This is a genomic window from Novosphingobium aeonii, assembly GCF_052279045.1.
Taxonomy (GTDB): domain Bacteria; phylum Pseudomonadota; class Alphaproteobacteria; order Sphingomonadales; family Sphingomonadaceae; genus Novosphingobium.
Genome location: NZ_CP176832.1, coordinates 1,981,540 through 2,000,262 on the forward strand (window position 1 = coordinate 1,981,540; position 18,723 = coordinate 2,000,262).

General features: G+C 66.9%; 12 protein-coding genes and 1 tRNA gene. All 13 read right to left on the reverse strand.

Going from position 1 to position 18,723, the window contains the following annotated elements:
- Position 1: 1 nt before the first annotated feature.
- The 13 genes from ACLIMP_RS09685 to ACLIMP_RS09745 all read right to left on the reverse strand — a co-directional run bounded on the left by ACLIMP_RS09685 (position 2) and on the right by ACLIMP_RS09745 (position 18,721).
- Entirely contained in the window at positions 2–1,420 is a 1,419-nt protein-coding gene (locus ACLIMP_RS09685; RefSeq protein ID WP_324694695.1) for an efflux transporter outer membrane subunit, read from the reverse strand.
- Positions 1,417–4,614, reverse strand: coding sequence for an efflux RND transporter permease subunit (locus ACLIMP_RS09690; protein WP_324694698.1), 3,198 nt, complete (start codon positions 4,612–4,614; stop codon positions 1,417–1,419). Before ACLIMP_RS09690 ends, ACLIMP_RS09685 begins: the two co-directional genes overlap by 4 nt.
- 7 nt (positions 4,615–4,621) lie before the next feature.
- The gene (locus ACLIMP_RS09695; protein WP_243692603.1) at positions 4,622–5,836 is read right to left on the reverse strand and encodes an efflux RND transporter periplasmic adaptor subunit; all 1,215 of its coding nucleotides are present in this window, start codon (positions 5,834–5,836) and stop codon (positions 4,622–4,624) included.
- Between the two features lie 168 nt (positions 5,837–6,004).
- Positions 6,005–7,027 carry a family 8 glycosyl hydrolase gene (locus tag ACLIMP_RS09700; RefSeq protein WP_054441487.1) on the reverse strand — a complete coding sequence of 341 codons (1,023 nt, stop codon included), beginning with the start codon at positions 7,025–7,027 and terminating at the stop codon, positions 6,005–6,007.
- Between the two features lie 20 nt (positions 7,028–7,047).
- Positions 7,048–7,509 (reverse strand): cellulose biosynthesis protein BcsD, encoded by a 462-nt coding sequence (gene bcsD, locus ACLIMP_RS09705; protein ID WP_185997567.1) that lies wholly within the window; start codon positions 7,507–7,509, stop codon positions 7,048–7,050.
- A complete protein-coding gene (locus tag ACLIMP_RS09710) occupies positions 7,506–10,976 on the reverse strand; it encodes a cellulose biosynthesis protein BcsC (RefSeq protein ID WP_324694705.1) in 3,471 nt (1,156 codons plus the stop codon). Before ACLIMP_RS09710 ends, bcsD begins: the two co-directional genes overlap by 4 nt.
- Entirely contained in the window at positions 10,973–15,430 is a 4,458-nt protein-coding gene (gene bcsA, locus ACLIMP_RS09715; protein WP_324694707.1) for a UDP-forming cellulose synthase catalytic subunit, read from the reverse strand. Before bcsA ends, ACLIMP_RS09710 begins: the two co-directional genes overlap by 4 nt.
- Entirely contained in the window at positions 15,427–16,161 is a 735-nt protein-coding gene (locus ACLIMP_RS09720) for a cellulose synthase operon protein YhjQ/BcsQ (RefSeq protein WP_054441489.1), read from the reverse strand. The genes bcsA and ACLIMP_RS09720 overlap by 4 nt, the downstream gene beginning before the upstream one ends.
- Positions 16,161–16,505, reverse strand: coding sequence for a hypothetical protein (locus ACLIMP_RS09725; protein WP_054441491.1), 345 nt, complete (start codon positions 16,503–16,505; stop codon positions 16,161–16,163). The genes ACLIMP_RS09720 and ACLIMP_RS09725 overlap by 1 nt, the downstream gene beginning before the upstream one ends.
- A 257-nt stretch (positions 16,506–16,762) precedes the next feature.
- Positions 16,763–16,838 (reverse strand) — tRNA-Phe (locus ACLIMP_RS09730).
- A gap of 100 nt (positions 16,839–16,938) precedes the next feature.
- On the reverse strand, positions 16,939–17,106 hold the full coding sequence (locus ACLIMP_RS09735; protein ID WP_082370555.1) for a DNA gyrase inhibitor YacG: 168 nt from the start codon (positions 17,104–17,106) through the stop codon (positions 16,939–16,941).
- Complete coding sequence (locus ACLIMP_RS09740; protein ID WP_324694712.1) at positions 17,103–18,077, reverse strand: ribonuclease E/G; 975 nt, start codon at positions 18,075–18,077, stop codon at positions 17,103–17,105. The genes ACLIMP_RS09735 and ACLIMP_RS09740 overlap by 4 nt, the downstream gene beginning before the upstream one ends.
- Before the next feature lie 20 nt (positions 18,078–18,097).
- Positions 18,098–18,721 carry a Maf family protein gene (locus ACLIMP_RS09745; protein WP_443477809.1) on the reverse strand — a complete coding sequence of 208 codons (624 nt, stop codon included), beginning with the start codon at positions 18,719–18,721 and terminating at the stop codon, positions 18,098–18,100.
- Positions 18,722–18,723: the final 2 nt, after the last annotated feature.

Here is an 18,723-nt window from a genome sequence, read left to right on the forward strand (position 1 = left end):
CCTATCGGTCCTGAGCCGGGGTGGCCTGATCCCCGCCGAGCACGCGGTAGAGCGTGATCCGGTTGCTTGCGAACGCCAGTCGCACCGCGATTTCCTGCTGCCGTGCGGTATAGAGACTGCGCTGCGCATCGAGGTTGTCGAGCGAACTGGCGATGCCCTGCCTGTAGGTGGCCTCGGTCAGTCGCGCGGTATCGGCGGCGGCTTCGGTGTAGCTGGAGGCTGCGCGTACCCGCTCGGCCAGCGTGCCTTGATCGGCCAGCGCATCGGCCACTTCGCTGAACGCCGTCTGGATGGCCTTTTCGTAAGTTGCCAGGGCCGCGTCGCGCTGCGCCTTGGCGACTTCGACGTTGGCGGTCCGGCCGCCGGCGTTGAAGATCGACCAGGTGGCGGATGCCGTGCCGGTGGCGGCGAAGGCGCCCTTGTCGAACAGCGATGACAGGGCGTCGCTGGCGAAGCCGAGCAGGCCGGTCAGCGAGATCGAGGGGAACAGCTCGGCACGGGCCACGCCGATATCGGCATTGGCGGCGCGCAGCGAGTATTCGGCTTCCACCACGTCGGGGCGGCGCAGGAGAACTTGCGAACTGGTGCCGGCGGGGAGGACCGCCAGCGACTGGTTCACTTCGCCGATGTTGCCGGGAAGCAGGCTCTCGTCGAAATCGGCGCCGACGAGCAGGCGGATCGCGTTCACGTCCTGCGCGAGGGCGGTCGTCTGCGAGGCGACATCGCCGCGCGCGGTTTCGAGCACCTGTTCCGCCTGCCGCAGGTCCGTGCGCGGGGCGACGCCGCCCTTGAGGCGGGCACCGGTGAGCGCGACGCCGCGTTCGGCATTGGCCGCGGTGGCCTGCGCGATCTGGAGCAGGTCACGGTCGGCGGCATAGTTGGCCCAGGCCTGTGCGAGGTCGGCAACAAGGCCAAGGCGGACGGTGCGGGCCGCGGCTTCGGTGGACAGGGCCGTGTCGCGCTGGGCCTGCGTGGCATTGGCGAGCTTGCCGAACAGGTCCAGCTCGAAGCTAGAAATGCCGCCTTGCAGGGAATAGTTCGAACCGTCGCCCGAGGAACCGCCGCCTGCCTCGGTGCGGGCTGCGGAACCCGACAGCCCGATCGCCGGGAACTGGTTGGCGCGGGTGACGCGAACCTGAGCACGGGCGGCGGCAACGTTCGCGGCGGCGACGCGCAAGTCGCGGTTGTTGATCAGCGCCTGTTCGACGAGCGACTGCAGGCGGCGGTCGCGGAAGATTTCCGAATAGGAAACCAGCGGCAGCGCGGCCTCGCTCTGCGAGAGATAGGCATCGCCCACAGGCCACGAAACCGGGACCGGCGGGGTTGGCGCCACGTATTTCGGCGCCATCGAACAGGCGCCGAGGGCCATGGCGGGCAGGGCGCAAGCCGCCAGCTTCAGGGCGCGAAGTCGGCGGTTCATGCAGTGTCTCCCTTGCGTTCGCGGCGCTGCTGGAGGTGCTGGCGGACGGCGGCAATGCCGTCGCGCACGCCGCGGCGCACGAGGACGAAGAACAGCGGGATGAAGAAGATGGCAAGCAGCGTGGCGGTCAGCATCCCGCCGACCACGGCGGTGCCGATGGCGATGCGGCTGTTGGCGCCGGCACCGCTTGCGACGGCCAGCGGAACCACGCCGAAGATGAACGCGAAGCTCGTCATCAGGATCGGACGCAGGCGGATGCGCGCGGCTTCGAGCGCGGCTTCGATCACGCGCTTGCCCTGACGTTCGGCCTGTTCGGCGAATTCGATCATCAGGATGGCGTTCTTCGCGGCGAGGCCCATCGTCGTCAGCAGGCCGATCTGGAGATAGACGTCGTTCTCGAGCCCGCGCAGCGTCACCGCGAGGATCGCGCCCAGCAGGCCGAGCGGAATGACGAGGATGACCGCGATCGGGATCGACCAGCTTTCGTAAAGCGCGGCAAGGCACAGGAACACCACCAGCAGCGAAAGCGCGTAGAGCAGCGGTGCCTGGCCCGAGGACAGCCGCTCCTGATAGGAGGAACCGGCCCAGGCCACGGCGGTGCCGGGCACCTGGCTGGCGAGTTCCTCCATCACGTCCATCGCGGTGCCGGAACTCACGCCTGCCGAGGGGCTGCCCGAGAATTCATAGGCCTGGAGACCGTTGAAGCGCGAGGACGTGCTGGGCGCGGTGGACCAGCTGATCGTCGAGAAAGCTGAGAAGGGTACCATCTGGCCGCTCGTGCCGCGCACGAACCAGTTGGAAAGGTCTTCCGGGCGCGAGCGGAACTGGGCGTCGCCCTGAACGTAGACGCGCTTCACGCGGCCCTTGTCGATGAAGTCGTTGACGTAAGTGCCGCCCCACGCCGTCTGCAGCGTGGAGTTGGCATTGGCGGCGGTGAGGCCGTAAGTCGTGAGCGCGCGGGTGTTGGAGTTGATCTTCAGCGTTGCAACGTCGGGAAGATCGCTCAGGCGCACGTTCGTCAGGCGATCGTCGGCGGTCGCCTTGGCGAGAAGTTCGTCACGCGCCTTCTGGAATTCGGTGCGGCTCATGCCGCTGCGGTTCTGGAATTCCATGGTGAAGCCGGAGGACGACCCCAGCCCGCGGATCGCGCCCGGAACCAGCGTGAAGACCTGCGCGTCGCGCAAGTTGCGGAATGCGCCGTTGGCCCGCTGGACGATGGCATCGGCCGTGTTCTTGGAACCGGGCCGCTCCTCCCAGTCGACCAGCGTGACGAAGGCCTGGCCGGTGTTCTGCCCCGCCGCACCCTGTCCGCCTCCCGAGAGCGTGAACATGCTGGCGACATTGGCCTTCTCATAAGTCTTGAAATAGTTCTCGACCTGTCGCTGGACTTCTTCCGTGCGCGTGCGCGGCGAGCCGGCGGGAAGGCGCCACTGGACCATGATCGTGCCCTGGTCCTCGTTAGGCAGGAAGCCGGTGGGCAGGCGCTGGAACAGCATGAAAGTGGCGACGCAGGCGATCAGGAACAGGGCAAGCCAGCGCCACTTGTGCTCGACGACGCGCTCCACCCGGTGCGCATAGGCATTGGTCATGCGCTCGAAGCCGCGGTCGAAGCCGGTGTGGAAGCGTTCCCACAGCCTTGCCAGCCAGGGCAGGTTACGCTCGATCCAGTTGGGGCCGGCTTCCTCGTGCGACTTCGCCTTGAGCAGCGTGGCGGTCAGAGCCGGGCTCAGGATCAGCGCAACGAGCACGGAAAGCACCATGGCGACCACGATCGTCAGCGAGAACTGGCGGTAGATCACGCCGGTCGATCCGCCGAAGAACGCCATGGGCAGGAAAACCGCCGACAGCACGAGGGCGATGGCGACCAGTGCGACCTGAATTTCCTCCATCGACTTGATGGTCGCCTCGCGCGGCGACATCCCCGGATTTTCCTCAAGCAGTCGCTCGACGTTCTCGACGACGACAATCGCGTCATCGACCAGAAGCCCGATCGCGAGCACGAGCCCGAACAGGGTCAGCGTGTTGATCGAGAATCCCGCAACATAGAACACCGCGAAGGTGCCGAGGAGGACGACCGGAACCGCGATCGCGGGGATCAGCGTGGCGCGCCAGCTCTGCAGGAACACGAACATCACGATGACGACGAGCACGATCGCTTCGAACAGCGCCTTCTCGACTTCGGCGACCGAGAGCTTGATGAACGAGGTGGAATCGTTGCCGTAAGTATAGCCGAGGCCGTCCGGCATGCCCTGCGCCAGCTCGCTCATGGCCGCCTTCACCAGTTCGGCGGTCGCCAGCGCGTCGGCGCCGGGCGAAAGCGAGATCGAGATGCCGGCGCCGGGGTGGCCGTTGATCCGGCTGATCGAGCTGTAGTTCTCGGCGCCGATTTCCACGCGGGCGACATCGCCGATGGTTACCGCCGAACCGTCGCTATTGGTCTTGAGCACGATGTTGCGGAACTGCTCGGCCGTCTGCAGGCGCGAACCGGCGGTGACGATGGCGTCGATTGCCTGATCCTGCGGCGCGGGCAGGCCGCCGATCTCGCCGGCGGCGACTTCGGTGTTCTGCGCGGTGATCGCAGAAGTCACGTCGCTGGGCATGAGCCCGACGGCGGCGAGCTTGGTGGGATCGAGCCAGATGCGCATCGCGTGCGGCGCGCCGAACACGTTGACGTCGCCCACGCCTTCGATGCGCGAGAGCGGGTCCTGGATGTTCGAGGTGAGGTAGTCCGAAACGTCCTGGTTCGAACGGCCGTCGGTCTCGTCATAGACGGCAACGAGCAGGAGCTGGTCGGGGTTGGACTTGGTGACCGTGACGCCCTGGCTCTGCACCGCCTGCGGGAGGCGGGACAGCGCGGACTGCACCTTGTTCTGCACCTGGACCTGCGCAATGTCCGGGTCGGTGCCCTTGGCGAAGACGGCGCTGATCGTCGCCTGACCGCGGTTGGAGGATTGCGAACTGAAGTAGAGCAGGCCGTCGATCCCGGTCAGTTGCTGCTCGATGATCTGGGTGACGCTGTTCTCGATCGTCTCGGCCGAGGCGCCGTTGTAGGTGGCGCGGATATTGACCTGCGTGGGCGCGATGTCCGGGTACTGCTCGTTCGGCAGGAAGGCCAGCGCGCCAAGACCCGCCAGCATGACGATGATGGCGAGAACCCAGGCGAAGATCGGCCGGTCGATGAAGATGCGTGACATGGGAGGCTCAGCGACCCTTGCCGGAAGACTGGCCTTCGCCGGCCTTGCCTGACGAGGGGACGACCTTCTGCGGGCTCGACGCCGCTACCGGCTGGATATCGGCACCCTGCTTCAGTCCGTTCAGGCCCTGGACGATGACCTTGTCGCCCTTCTGGAGGCCGGACGTCACGACGGTGTTCGTGCCTTGCGTGCGATCGGCGCTGACCTTGCGGCGTGCGGCCTTGTTGTCCGCGCCGACGACCATGACATAGGCCGAACCGTCGAAGTCCCGCTGGACAGCGTTCTGCGGCACCAGGTAGGCGCTGGGATCGGTCGCCTGGTCGAACACGGCCGAAACGAACATGCCCGGCAGCAGCAGACCGTCCGGGTTGGGGAAGCTGGCGCGCAGGGTTACGGTGCCGGTGTCCTGGTCCACGGTGACTTCGGAGAACTGGACGGTGCCCGCCGAGGCATATTGCGTGCCGTCGTCGAACTTCAGGTGAACTTGGGTGCTGCCGGGATTGACCCCGCCCGCGGCGAGCTTGCGGCGCAGGGCCGTGATGTCCGCGGCGGATTGCTGCATGTCCACGTAGATCGGGTCCATGCGCTGGATCACCGCCAGCGGATCGGTCTGGCTGGCGCTGGCAAGCGCGCCCACGGTCGAGAGCGAGCGGCCGATGCGGCCGCTGATCGGCGCGGGCACGGTGGTGAAGCGCAAGTTGATCCTCGCCGTATCGAGCGTGGCGGCGTTCTGCGCAATCGAGGCCCTGGCCGAGCGTGCGGTGGCGAGCGCGTCGATGTAGTCCTGCCGGGCAACCGCTTCCATGTCGGCAAGCGGCTTGTACCGGTTGGCCTTGGCCGAAGCGGCTTCGGCGGTGGCGCGGGCGCTGGAAAGGTCCGCCTGAGCCTGGTTCACGGCGGCGCGGTAGAGGCTCGGGTCGATCTGGTAGAGCGGCTGTCCCGCGCGCACCATGCTCCCCTCGGTAAAGAGGCGCTTTACGATGACCCCGGTGACCTGTGGGCGGACTTCGCTGGTTTCGAAAGCGACGGTGCGACCGCTGAGCGTGACGGCGAGCGGCACGGCGGAAGGCTGGGCCACGATATAGCCGACTTGCGCGGCTGGGCGCTTGTCATCCTTCTTCTCTCCGCCCGAACAGGCAGCGAGAAAGACAACGGATGCCAGAACCAGACCGGTCTGACGCAGCAGGGGGCCTGCCGCAAGGGAAGAACTCGTGATTTTCAAGTCGCGCACCGTCTGAAATCGCATCGGCGCTGCTATTCAGCCAATTGTTGCCGCCCGCAAGCCGGGTTTTCGCAAGTGCGACAATTTGCGACTAAAAACGAAGATTTGGGACGAAATCTGCCTGTCCTATACGTCAAACGCCCTCCACCGGAGAACGCCCGACATCTGTCAGTAGCGTGCCAGCATTTGCAGCGAGGCGGCGAAGTAGTCGTTCACGAGTTGCGAAGGCTGCGCCGTGCCAAGCAGCCGCCCGGCTACCGCTGCTCCGCCGGCCGAGAGCGCGTAGTTCGCCTCTTCCCCGGTGACCACGTCCACCCACGCCGGGATCGGCTTGTTCGCCGCCAGGCAAGCGCGCCAGTATGCCGCGATATCGGGCACCAGCGCCTGCCTGCCGCCCAGCGCGGCATAGAGCGGCACGCGGATCGCGTCGTAACCGAAGCGCGGCGGCTTGTCCCGGGCGGGGGCGACCTGATCGGGCGCGCTGACCACGATCCAGTCGGACGGCAGGCGGTGGGTTCCGAAACGGGAGAGGCGGGTGATCGCCTCACTGTCGGTAATCACCGGCCCCCAGACGGACTGTCCATCGAGCTTGGCGAAAGCGTCGAGCGCGGGCCAGACGAAGTAGGACGGGTTAAGCGTCACTTCGGTGCCGTTCACGAACCCTTGGAGGCCCGGCAGCAGCAGGCGGCGGTTGTGGCGCTCGATCACGCAGCGGCTGCGGATGGCGGCGCGAATCTGCGCGGCGCGCGCGCTGTAGTCGCCGCGGTTCCAGCGCTGTCCGGCCATGCCGAGCGCCCAGGCGATCACGAGGTCGCCATCGGTGGCGTTGTTCTGGTCCGCCACGGGGTTGGGCGAATTGGGATCGTAGCGCCAGGCATGGAGCGCCACGTCGGTGCGCGAGAGGTAGGACTGGGTCCAGCTCGCGATCTTCTCGAAGGCTTCGGCGTCGCCGGCCTTGTAGGCGAGCAGGAGGCCGTAGCTCTGGCCTTCGCTGTGGCTGACGCCGTTGTTGCCGGTATCCACGATCCGGCCTTCCGGCCTCATGTACATGTCGCGATAGCTGCGCCAGTTCGCATCGTGGGCCGGAGAGCGGCTTTGCGCATCGGTGTTGCAGGCAGCCGTCATCGCCAGCATGAGCCCCAGAGTGAAGTTGCGGCGGTCGATCGCGTGGCCGGAGCCGAGAATGCTCATGACGTGCGGTTCCCTACCGTTCAGCGGCCGTGCCGGAGTTCGACGACGTCACCCTGCCAGCGGGCCGTCGTGTGCAGGGCGGGGCCGCTGCCCAGGACCCGGAACCATCCGTCGTAGGCGCCTTCGAGCAGTCCGAGCATCATCGTGCCCCAATGGCCTTGCGGATCGGGGGTGATCGATTTGGGAAGGTTGCGATGATGGACCACGATCGCATCGTCCCCCACGGCGAGTTCGACCTCGCCCCAGCCGAGATCCTGCCAGAAGCCGTTGATGCGGGCGCAGAGCACGGCTGCGTCGCTGACGCCTTCGAGCGGTTCGAGCACGGCCATGCGCTTGCCGATCGCGGCGAAGAACCCGCGTGCCTGAGCGGTGGGCGCGCCTTCGCACACTTCGGCCGCAGCCATCGCGGCGAACAGCGCGAGGCCGCCGGCGCCGATCTGTTCGCCCTCCTGCTTGGGCGAGGGAAATGCCTGCAATTTCATCGGCCGGTGCTCCCGAAATTCTGTCTCACGCCCAATAAGCTCCGGAACTCGTCATAAGATCCGAAGGTATTGTAACTCGCCTCGCCGCCGATGCGGGTCGTCGGACTGATCTTGTAGTACAGCGAGACATCGCTCGACAGCGCGAAGCCGGTCTTGCTGATGCTGTCATAATACGAACGCACGTCGTTGTTTTCGGCCTTGAGCGCGTCAAGCTGGGCCTGAAGCGTGGGATCGAGCGGGTAGAGCGCCGTCTGATCCTGGCTGTAGCTCTGGAAACCGGGCGTGAACGAGGCTCGCAGGTCGATCCGGTCGTCTTCCATGGTGTAGTTCACCGGGAAGCCGACGCTGATGAAGGTCTGCGGGCTGAAATAGCCGCCGTGTCCGAACGTGAAGTAGTTCTGGCTCTTGTCGTAGCCCTGGTAATTCACGTTGAGGCCGACGGTGAGCGCCGAGTGCTGGCCGCGATAGGCGCGCAGATAGCCACCGACATTCGCCTCGAAACCGTCGTTGCGGGCGACATTGGTGCCGCGGAAGCGGTAATAGCGGCCCTCTGCGTAAACACCGCTGCCCTCATGGTCGTAGGACATGCCCGCGCCGCCTGCCGTGCGCATGACCTGACCCCAGCGCTCGCCCGTAACCGGATCGCGGGTGCCGGCGTAGGAGACGATGCTGTCCGTCACCGGCTTGTGCTCTGCAAAGGCGGTCAGGCGAAGCGCCTCGCCGACTTTCGGGGAGACCGCCGCGCGGAAGGTCGGCTTGGTCTTGCCCATGCCGACCGGCGTGGTACCGCCCTCGACCTGGACGCTGTCGCTCTCGTAACCGGCCGAAAAGGCCACGCCGGAGGCATTCTGCGTTTCGGTCGTCGGGAAGACCGAGGGCACTTCGTCGACAATGGCCTGGGCCTCGATCGTGGCGTTCCGGCCGAAACGGGCCTGTCCCGAGCGGTTGGGGGTTCCGGCATCGATGACGGAGGCTTCCGCCTTGGCGTAGAAGCGGCCGCCGGGTGCGTCGGTGGAGAAACGGGCCGAACCCTTGATCTCATCGAGCTGGCTCAGGCCCTTTTCACCCGAACGCTGGCGATAACCGGTCTCCACATCGACGCGGGGGCCGGAATCCTGCGCCAGCGAGGCGATCTGGGACTGGATCTGCGCCATGACCGGATCGGCGGAATAGGTCGTGGTGGGCGCGTCCATCCCGGCATCGCCGTAACCGCCGGTGACGGGGTATGGCGCCGAGGGCGCGGCCATGGCAGCGCTGCCGTAGTTCGCCGTGCTGCCGTAGCCTGGCGCGCTGCCATAGCTTGGAGCGGCGGCGTAACCGGTTGAAGCGCCGTAGGCAGCAGGTGCGCCGTAAGCGGCAGGCGCTCCGGCAGCGCCGTAGCTGGTCTGGGCCGCGGGAAGGCGGGTGCCGCCGCCGAGAGCGAAGGGATTGACCTGCTGGGGTGCGATCGGCGCCCTGTCCCGGAAGGGATTGGAACCGCCGGCCGGGGTCATCGCCGCGAACGGATTGCCGCCGGCCAGGCCGTCGATCGAGGTTCCGCCCTGACTGCGCGCATAGAGATTGCGCGCGTCCTTGAGCATGCTCATGGCGGCGCGGTCGTTCCCGCGGGCACGCTCGACATTGGCGAGCGAGAGGCGAACCTGGTAGTCCTGCGGGAAGGCGCGGAGCACGTCGTTCTGGGCGCGGCGCGAAAGATCGCCGTCACCGGCCGCCTGCGCCGTGTCGGCGAGGCCCAGCAGCGCTTCCTTGTCGCCCGGCTTGCGGGCCAGGACGAGCTGCCAGGTCTGCGCGGCGCGGGCGGGCATCTGGCCGCTCTGGTAAAGGCGGGCGAGCCCGGCGAGGACTTCCATGTTGTCCGGCGCGGCGCTGTAGGCGCTTTGCAGGACATCGAATGCTTCGGCAAAGCGGCCGGCCTGACGCGAACGGTCGGCCTGGCTGACCAGCAGCGCGGCGTTCATCCGGCCATAGGCCTGCTGCCCTTCGGCCGAGCTGCCGGCCAGCGTGCTCGCGCGTTGCAGCGCCTGCTGCGCCAGATCGTCACGCCCGACACGGGCGAGCACGCCGATGAGCCCCTCGTAATCGTCGATGCCGGAGACCTGCCCCTGCATCGCGTTTTCCGCGACCGAGGCTGCGCCTTGCGCATCGCCCAGATCGTAGAGCGCATTGGCGATCGCTGCCTGCTTGCCGACCGGGACAGCGTTCATCGCTCCAAGCTGGCGCAGCGAGGCGAGGGCCTGTGCCTGCTGGCCCTGCGCGGCCATCGCCTTGGCGCGGGCGATCGCGCTGTCTGTTTTCACGCCGATCGCGAAGCTGCGCATCGGCGCGGTGCGCTGCGTTTCGGGGATCATGTCGATCAGGCGGGCGGCCTCGGTCGAGCGGCCGAGGTCGGCATTGATGAGGGCCGCGGCGTAAAGCGCGTCCGGCTGCCCCTTGTTGACCAGCGAGCGGAGCAGCGATTCCGCTTCGGGAATGCGGCCGCGCTTGATCTGGAATTCGGCGAATTCGTAGCGGATCCACGGATCTTCCGGGTCGAGCACGAGGCCGTTCTGGAATTCGCGGGTGGCGCCCATGTCATCGCCGTTTGCGGCAGCGGCAAGTGCGCGGCCGCGGGCGGCGCGCATCTGGAGACGCCTGTCGTCCGAGCCGCCGCCCTGGCTGGCCTGCCGGTAGAGGTCGGCGGCATCGGCGTAGCGGCCCTGCTTCTCGTAAACGTCCGCCAGCAGTTCGAGAGCGGGTGCCGGTTCCTTGTAGCCCGAGCGGATCAGTCCCTCGGCGACGGATTGCGCATCGGCAAGACGGCCCTGGGCCACGAAGTTGCGGGCATCGGCCATGCCGGCGAAGAAGCGGGCGGAGGAAAGCCCTTCGGCCCACTGGCTTGCCTTGCCGTAGCGCGATGCCTGTTCGAGCAGGTTTGCGGCCTCGGCGAACTGGCTTTCGCGCAGGCGAACGAGTCCGAGGCCGCCCAGCGCGTCGGGATCGCGCGAATTGACGGACAGGGCGCGCTGGAACTGGTTGGCGGCGGACGCAAGGTTGCCGTCTTCCAGCGCGTCGAAACCGGCGACGCGGGCCTGACCGGCGCGATTTGCGGAAGTGGTGGGCGCCGGAGCACTGCGCGCCGGTGCGGCCGCGACCCGCGCGGGCTGGCTCTGTGCGGGAGCCTGGGAGCGCACGGGCGCGGGCTTTGTTGCCGTGGCGGTTCTGGCCGCAGGCTTGGGAGCCGGCCTGGGCGCCGGGGCAGGGGCGGCGTTCATCGCCTGAGACACCGCCGCACTGCCGGGATCAAGCGCCTTGGCGCGGCGCAGGGCCTGCTGGGCAAGGTCTTCGCGGCCCTTCGAGCGCCAGTACTTCGCCTGCTGCAGCAGCGCATCGACGCCCGCCGCCTGTGCGTGGGAGATACCCGTCGTCGCCGTCGACAAGAGCAGGGCGAGCGCGACGAGGCGCAGGCGGGTCGTCATCGCGGAAGTCATGCGGTTTCGTCCTGGTTGCCGAGGCGGCGCTGCGCCTGGCGACGGAAGTACAGGTAGGTCGGACCGGCGAGGATCGCCGCGAGCAGGAGCGAGAACAGGCCCATCAGCATCGGACGCTGGCTGAACCAGTAGGCCAGCTTCATCCAGACCGGCAGCGAGCCGACCCAGTAGCGGTCGCCGATGGCGAAGCTTGTCATGCCGTCGCCCTTGGTGACCGCGAGGTCGCCCTGGATGGCGGCGTTGATCTTCACGTCCGACATGCCGTCCACGAGCGCGGGCAGGGCAGCGGCATTGTCGGCCATCAGGGCAACGACGGTGCGGTCCGAGGAGAACGGCGAACGGAAGCTGACGATGCCGGAGAACCCGCGTGCGTTGTAGACCAGCGGCGCGGCGGCCATCGGATCGTCGTGCTCGGTGCCGCCGAAGAACGAGGTGGCATACTGGAGCGGCGAACGTTCGGTGACTTCGAGGTGGCCGTTCACGTAGCGCACCGGCGACTTCTCGAAGAGAGAGCCGGCAGAGGCGAGTTCGACGCCGCCGACCACGAGCACGTCCTGGTCCTGCAGATCGCCCGGATCGACCGAGGATGTCACGGTGATGCCGGTGACCGGAACGCCGGTGGAATCGCCGAATCGGCCCATCAGGTTCAGGAAGGCCTCGACCGAGGCGGACGACGGGTTCGCCGCCATCAGGACGGTCGTCTCGGCAAGGTCCGGTGCCGCCGTGAACGGGAAGCCGGCGCCAGCGAATGTCGCAAGGTCGGGCATCATGATGGCGTGATAGGCCGAGGTCAGGTCGATCGTGCTGGTGGGGTCGATCGAGGTGCGCACGTTCTCGGGAAGGGTGCCGGTGCACTTCTTCTTGTCGGCGATGATCAGGTTGTAGTCGAGCGTCAGCTCGTTCTGGCCGAACAGGTTATAGCGCGGCAGCACGACCGTGGCGGTGGAATCCTGGTTCTTCGCACCGGAAGAACCGAACAGGTTGCCCCACCAGGTGGAGCTGAGCGGCAGCGTCTTGAGGTACTGGCCGTTCAGCGAGACATCGAGGCGCGAGGCCCGCTGGTCCAGCCACTGGGCCACCGGATAGCGATAGCCCAGGTTCAGGCGGCCGCCTTCGCGGGGCCAGAAGAACAGATCTGGCGCGACGCGGAAGCTGGCACTCAGCGCGCCGGGGCGGAAGCCCATGCCCTGAAGAGCATAGGCGGGCATGATCTTGCCGAGTTGCACCGGCTTGTCCGTCGAAATCCAGCGCAGGGCGCCGTAGCGCGGCCAGGCGGGGATACGCACGCCGTCGAAGGACATGCGCTGGCCGCCGAACACGCCGCGTCCGAGCGCCACGGCGCCTGCTGCCACGCGCAGGTCGGCGTCGTTGCGGCCGGTGAGGACCAGCAGGGTTCCGTTGGGATCGGCGGGGTTGCGCAAGGCCATCGCGGTGGGGCCGGTGGGGGCGGCGATGTCGAGGCCGGGGATCGACTGGCCGGCCTTGAGGAAGACCACGGCATTGCCCCTGGGCAGCGCGCCGAAGACCGGCTTGAACGAGAACCCGCGATAGGAGGCCAGCGAACCGAGCCAAGAGGCGGTTGCCGCCGCCGCTTCCAGTTCACCCTTGTGCGGCTGCCCGGCGAATACGAAGGGCATGCGCAGCGGCACGTTCTGGCCCTTGTCAAAGAAGGGCAGAGGCAGGCGCGACAGGTCCGGCTGGAACGTCAGCGGCTGGTACTCGAGATCGAGCCACGAGCGGGTGTTGCTGATATTGGCCCAGAGCACCGAGTTGAACGGATCTTCGCAGTCCCGGGCATAATGGCCGACGAGGCGCAGGTTCAGCTGGTTGTCGCCTGGCAGCAGAAGCGCCGCGTTGACCGGAATGCGCAGTACCTGACCACCGGAATCGGCGCGGGTGAGCGGCAGGGTCTGCACGACTTCCCCGTTCACGATCACCACGAGGTGAGTCATGTCGTCGAGCATCATCGGCGACCAGGCCATCTGCAGGGTCAGGACCGCCGAGGTGACGATGCGGTCCTGACGCATGCCGAAGGGGATGCCGATTTCACCCTGCGTGCCGAGCAGGCGAATCGGACGGGTGATTCGCATGTCCTTGAGCGTAAGGCGTTCGCCGATGCCGCCCCGGGGGGCGTCAACGGCATCCGCGCCGGACGCGGGAGCGGCTGTGACTGCGGCATTGGCGACGGGAGCCGCGTGGACTTCCCTGCTGCCCAGCACGATCGTCGCCACGCCGAGCGCCAGCGCGCCTGCCACTGCCGCGGCCTTGGCGAGCGGGACGAGCGAACGGTTCTTCGCTTCCTTCTTCGCTGGCTTTTCGGCTGGCGCGGGAGGGGTGCGGGCGGCGATCGCGGCCATGGCCCGACGTTCGGAAAAATTGAGACGCAACATGCGCTTGATCGTTACCATGTCGACAAGGATGATGTCAGCCAGAGATCGCAGGCCGCTGACCTGGGCATGAGGGCCGGTGGGCTGCCAGGCGTCTGCGCGGCCCATGACCGCGCGCACGAGGTGGCGTCCGGCCAGCATGTCCAGCTTTTCGAAGCGAACGTAGGCATTGCTGCCATTGGAACGCACGGTTTCCACCGGGATCGACAGCACTTCGTCGCCCATCGCCAGAGTGATATGGCTGACATTCACGTCGCGAACGGGAAGCTCTGCCGGCAGCGCAAGGGCAGCGCCGCCCATCGAGATGTCGATCGTGGTGGCCGAAAGGACGTGACCGGAATCGAGATAGGCGGTCACCGGCAGGGGAACCGGGATGCGGATGTCCTGGCGGGCCTGCCGGGTTTCGCGCGCCACCGATACGGCGGCCAGCAGGATGATGAGGCTGAAGGTCGCCCAGGCGCAGTTCAGCACCAGCGTATCGGTCTGGATGTTGAACATGTAAGGGAAGAACGCCCATTTCACGACGGCCAGCAGGATGCCGCCCACGAGCAGGCCGATGCAGATCAGGTGCGGCCGCACGATCGCCCAGTCGAAATAGGTCTTGTCCAGCAGGGAGCCCTTGTCGGTCACGTTGAACTTGCCCTTGCGCGGCTGGATCCAGGTCATCAGCGTCGGCTTGACGAGATGGAAGGCGAGAATGGTTTCGTAGACTTCGCCCCAGAACGGCCGGCGATCGCCGCCTTGCGTGCGCTCGTTCGCCACGGAGGAGCAGAACAGGTGCGGCATCGCATAAGCGAAGATGAGCGAGGCCGAGGCCTGGATGATGTTCTGGCCGAAGATCAGATAGGCGAGCGGACTGGTCAGGAAGGCGATGCGCGGCAGCGGGTACTGGAAGTGCAGCATGGCGTTCAGGTAGCAGAGGCGCTGCTGCCAGGTCAGGCCGCGGCCGAGCAGGGGGCAGTCGATGCGCAGGATCTGCGTCATGCCGCGCGCCCAGCGGATGCGCTGGCCGACGTGAAGGACGAGGCGCTCGGTGGCAAGCCCGGCGGACAGGCGCGCGCTGATATAGGCGGTGTTCCATCCGGTGCGCTGGAGCTTGAGCGCGGTATGGGCGTCCTCGGTAACGGTTTCGCCCGCGAAACCGTTGGTTTCCTCCAGCGCCTCGCGGCGGATGATCGCGCAGGAACCGCAGAAGAAGGTGGCGTTCCACAAGTCGTTGCCGCCCTGCACCGGGCCGTAGAACAGGTCGCCCTCGCCGGGCATGTCGCCCATGGTGGAGGCGAGGTTACGCTGCACCGGATCGGGCGAATACATGTGGTGCGGCGTCTGCAGCAGGGCGAGGCGGGGGTCGGTCTGGAACCAGCCGACGGTGAGCTGGAGGAAGGCGCGGGTGGGAACGTGGTCGCAGTCGAAGATGGCGATCAGTTCGCCGTCGGTCTTCTTCATGGCCGCGTTGAGGTTGCCCGCCTTGGCGTGCAGGTTGTTGTCGCGGGTGAGGTAGCCGCATCCCGCTTCCTTGGCGAAAGCGCGGAATTCCGCGCGCTTTCCATCGTCGAGAATGAAGATGCGGTACCGGTCGACCGGATAGTCGAGATCCATCGCCGCGAACACCGTGTTGCGCACGATGTCGAGGCTTTCGTTGTAGGTCGGAATGTAGATGTCGACCGTGGGCCAGGTCTCGGGTTCGCCCTTCGGTTCGATGACTGGCCGGTCAAGCGGCCAGCTCGTCTGGATGAAGCCGAGGATCAGGATCACCCAGGCGTAGAGTTCGGCGAGGTAGAGGCCGGTGCCGAACAGGAATTCGGGCAAGGTGCCGAAGGCCAGCGTCTGCGTCGTGCGCCAGAACATGTAACGCGTGGACATCAGCACCGCGAGCAGGCCGAGCGCCAGCGAGCCCTTGCGGCCGGGCCAGCGCTTGAGGATCAGGGTCCCGAAGATCGTGACGCCCGCGAACACCCATTGCGCGTTGTTGTCGAGCGGTACGCCGATCACCATGGCGGCGATCAGCGCGATCGGCAGGATCGCAAGGTAAGGTATGGCGCGGTGCGAAACGAGCTTCTGGATCATGCGGCGCGGCTCTCGGCAGGGGCGATCCATGCGCGCGAAGTCGATTCGAGCGAGGGCGTCACGGCTTCGGCGATCTGCTGGGCATCGGTGAGCGCGACGCTGGCGGGGGCATAACGGCTCAGCGGCTGCAGCATGGCCATGGCTTCCGGCACCGCTTCGTCGAGGCGGATGCGGCCGATCAGCCGCGGTCCGGCCAGTTCGCGGATGAACGCCGCGCCGTGGCGGCCGAGGCGGCGCGTCTCGTCGAGGGCGTTGATGACGAAGGCGGTGCGGGCAAGACCTTCGACGCCGGCTTCCCCGAAGACCTGCGGCAGCATCGCCAGCGTATCGGGCTGGGCATTGATCGTGCAGACATGGGCGCAGGCATGTTCGATCAGCCGGCGCGCCACGCGGGTATCGCCCGAGGGCACGTCCACCACCAGTACGCGGTCCTTGCCGGGCTGGAGATATCCGAGATCGCCCAGCATCGGCACGAAGTCCAGGTCTTCGGAAGCCCGGCGCCAGCTGCGCAGGTTGATCCCGCCGACGAGAACGGCTTCGTCAGCCGGCGCGGTGAGGGCGGGCAGAGAGGTTGCGGGCGAGAGGCCGAAGTGCAGCGGCATCGAATCGCGCGGGGCCAGCGTCAGCACCGTGACTTCGGCACCCTGGGCGGAAAGGCCCATCGCCAGGTGCGCGGCCACGAAAGTATTCCCGGCGCCCCCCTTGGGACCGTGGCAGACGATCATCGGCATCAGATTTCCCCCCGGGCGCCAAGGTCCGACAGATGGCGCAGCATTGCTCGTACATCGCGAACGGGTTCTTCAACAACTGCTTTTGCAATCGATGGTGAAGCGGTCTGTTCGTAGCGGCTGAAAAGATTCTTGAGCGGCTCGGCGGCCAGCTCGATCCCGGCCTCGGCGGTTTCGACCGCGGGGGTTTCGGGCACCGTCTGGTCGAGCGTCTGGAGGCGCGGATCACGCAGCAGCGCTTCGAGAATGGGCCAGAGCTCAAGGTCGGTGAAACGATCCTCGAATTCCTTGTAGGCGAACTCGTTGCGGCCCAGTCGGTCCAGCAGGTTCCTGGCATCAATGCGCATGGCAATCCCCGTTGTTGCCCGGAGAGAACTGACAACTAATGGTTAATATCGTGTTTATACGTACAGGACCCTGCTGAAAAACCCCGTTTTTGCGGATTTTTCGCGGCTTCGGGCGGTTTTTTCGCAGAGATACTGCCCGGCGTGTTCACAAGGTAACGCAGCAAGGCGTTATCCTCCCACTTATCCAGGCACGTCTTTCCGGAGGGATTCGCAAGGGAGCGGGGCAAAGAAAAAGGCACCACCCTTCTTTCGAAGAGTGGTGCCCGGGGACGGGATCGAACCGCCGACACCATGATTTTCAGTCATGTGCTCTACCAACTGAGCTACCCGGGCATCTCTGCTAGAGTGGCCGCCGAAGCGACCGTCTCGTTGTCGGTGGCGGGCCTATGGCGAAGCGCGATCTGCTTGGCAACCCTAAAATGACGAGATGATTTCAATCGTCCTGTGGATAGTTTTGCGGGGCGGCCGGTCCGGGCAGGGCGTAACCGTCCTCAAGCCACTGGAGAAGGTCGCGGTCGCGGCAGCGCTTCGAACAGAAGGGGGTGTGTTCAGCCACGCGCGGCTTGCCGCAGATCGGGCATTTGCGATTGCTCAGGGTCATGACGAGACCGCCTGCGCGAATCCGCCCGTCAGCGCAAGGCCGGTATCCTCATGCCAGCGCAGGGTGCGCCCGGTGCGTCGGGCAAGCTCGGCTTCCCATTCCGCTGGGACTTGCGCACGCACGCGGGGGTGGGCGCTGAGCAGCAGCGTGCCGGGTTCCTGGACGCGCTCCGCCTGCCGCAGCAGGAGCCTTGCGCAGGCGCCTGCGCGATCGTGGCGCAGCCGGTGGAGAATCGAGGGGCGTTCCAGCCGTGCGACAAGCTGGACGAAACCGAAGCCGTTCATCGCCGTGGACTGGTGCGGCCAATGGTCCAGCGCCTGCGCCAGCGCCGCGTCCACGGCGCGGCGGTCGTCCTTGCGCTCCAGCGACGGGAAATCGATGCCGATCGATCCGCCCAGGTCGAACTGGCTCACGGCGCGGGCGATTGCGGGGACTGCCGCCAGCGCGAGCGCGCGGGGGGCAAGGGCGCCGTCGATGTCGATCAGCGTCATCGCCGGGGTCGGGATCACGAGAATCGCCCCGCCATCGAAAGTCAGTTCGCCGTCGAGCGCCTCGCCCGCCAGTTCGGGCCAGGGGTCATCCGGGAACTGCCTGAGCTTGCGCACGGGAAAGCCGGTTCCGCGAAGCGAATCGGCGAGCGTGGGGGCAGGGCGGGGCGCGAGATCGGTGATTTTCGCCTGGGCCCGTTTGAGGCGGCCGGATTCGGCCATGGTGGCACGGGTGACGATCGCGCGCACCGGGGCACCTTCGCTGGCCTGGGCGGGCAGTCCATCTACCAGCGCTTCCTCGCCCGAGGGGAAGCGCAGGGTTCCGCGCGTCGCCCCTTTCGCGCGGGCGATGAGCACGGCGTCCGCCACTTCCCCGGCGACGAGGCTTCCGTACCACTGCAAGCGGGCCGAGAGCACTTCGCCGCCATCAACGAGGATCGCGCGGCTTTCGCCGATCCCGTCCTCGACCAGCCACTCAGGCATCGGGCATTTCTGCGGAAATCTCAGGCAAGTGCGAAGCCCGCCGCCCTGAGGAGGGCGCGGGTCTCGTAGAGGGGGAGGCCGACCACGCCGGAATGGCTGCCGGAGATCGAGGTGATGAGACCCTCTGCACTGCCCTGGATGGCATAGCCGCCCGCCTTGCCGTCCCATTCACCGCCGGCGATGTAGCTGTCTATCTCTTCGGCGGTGAGCGACTTGAAGTGCACGATCGTTTCGGACAGCCGTTCGCGCAGCAAGCCTTCGGGAGACTTCAGCGCGATTGCGGAGAGCACGCGGTGGCGGCGGCCGGACAGCAGCGCCAGACAGGCGCGCGCGGTTGTTTCGTCCTCGGCCTTGGGCAGGATGCGGCGGCCGCAGGCAACCACGGTGTCTCCGGCAAGGACGTGGGCGTCTCCGGCGTTCACCGTGAGGGCCTTTTCACGCGCCATGCGGCGGGCATACTCGCGGGGAATCTCCCGCGCGTGGGCGGTCTCGTCGATATCGGCGGCCATGACGGCGTGAGGCACGATGCCGAGCCGGCCGATCAATTCGCGGCGGCGCGGGCTGGCCGAGGCAAGAATGAGTCGAAGGTCTCGCGGGGCGGGGCAAGCGTCCTGCGAAGCGATGGGGTCACCCGGCGGGGACACGG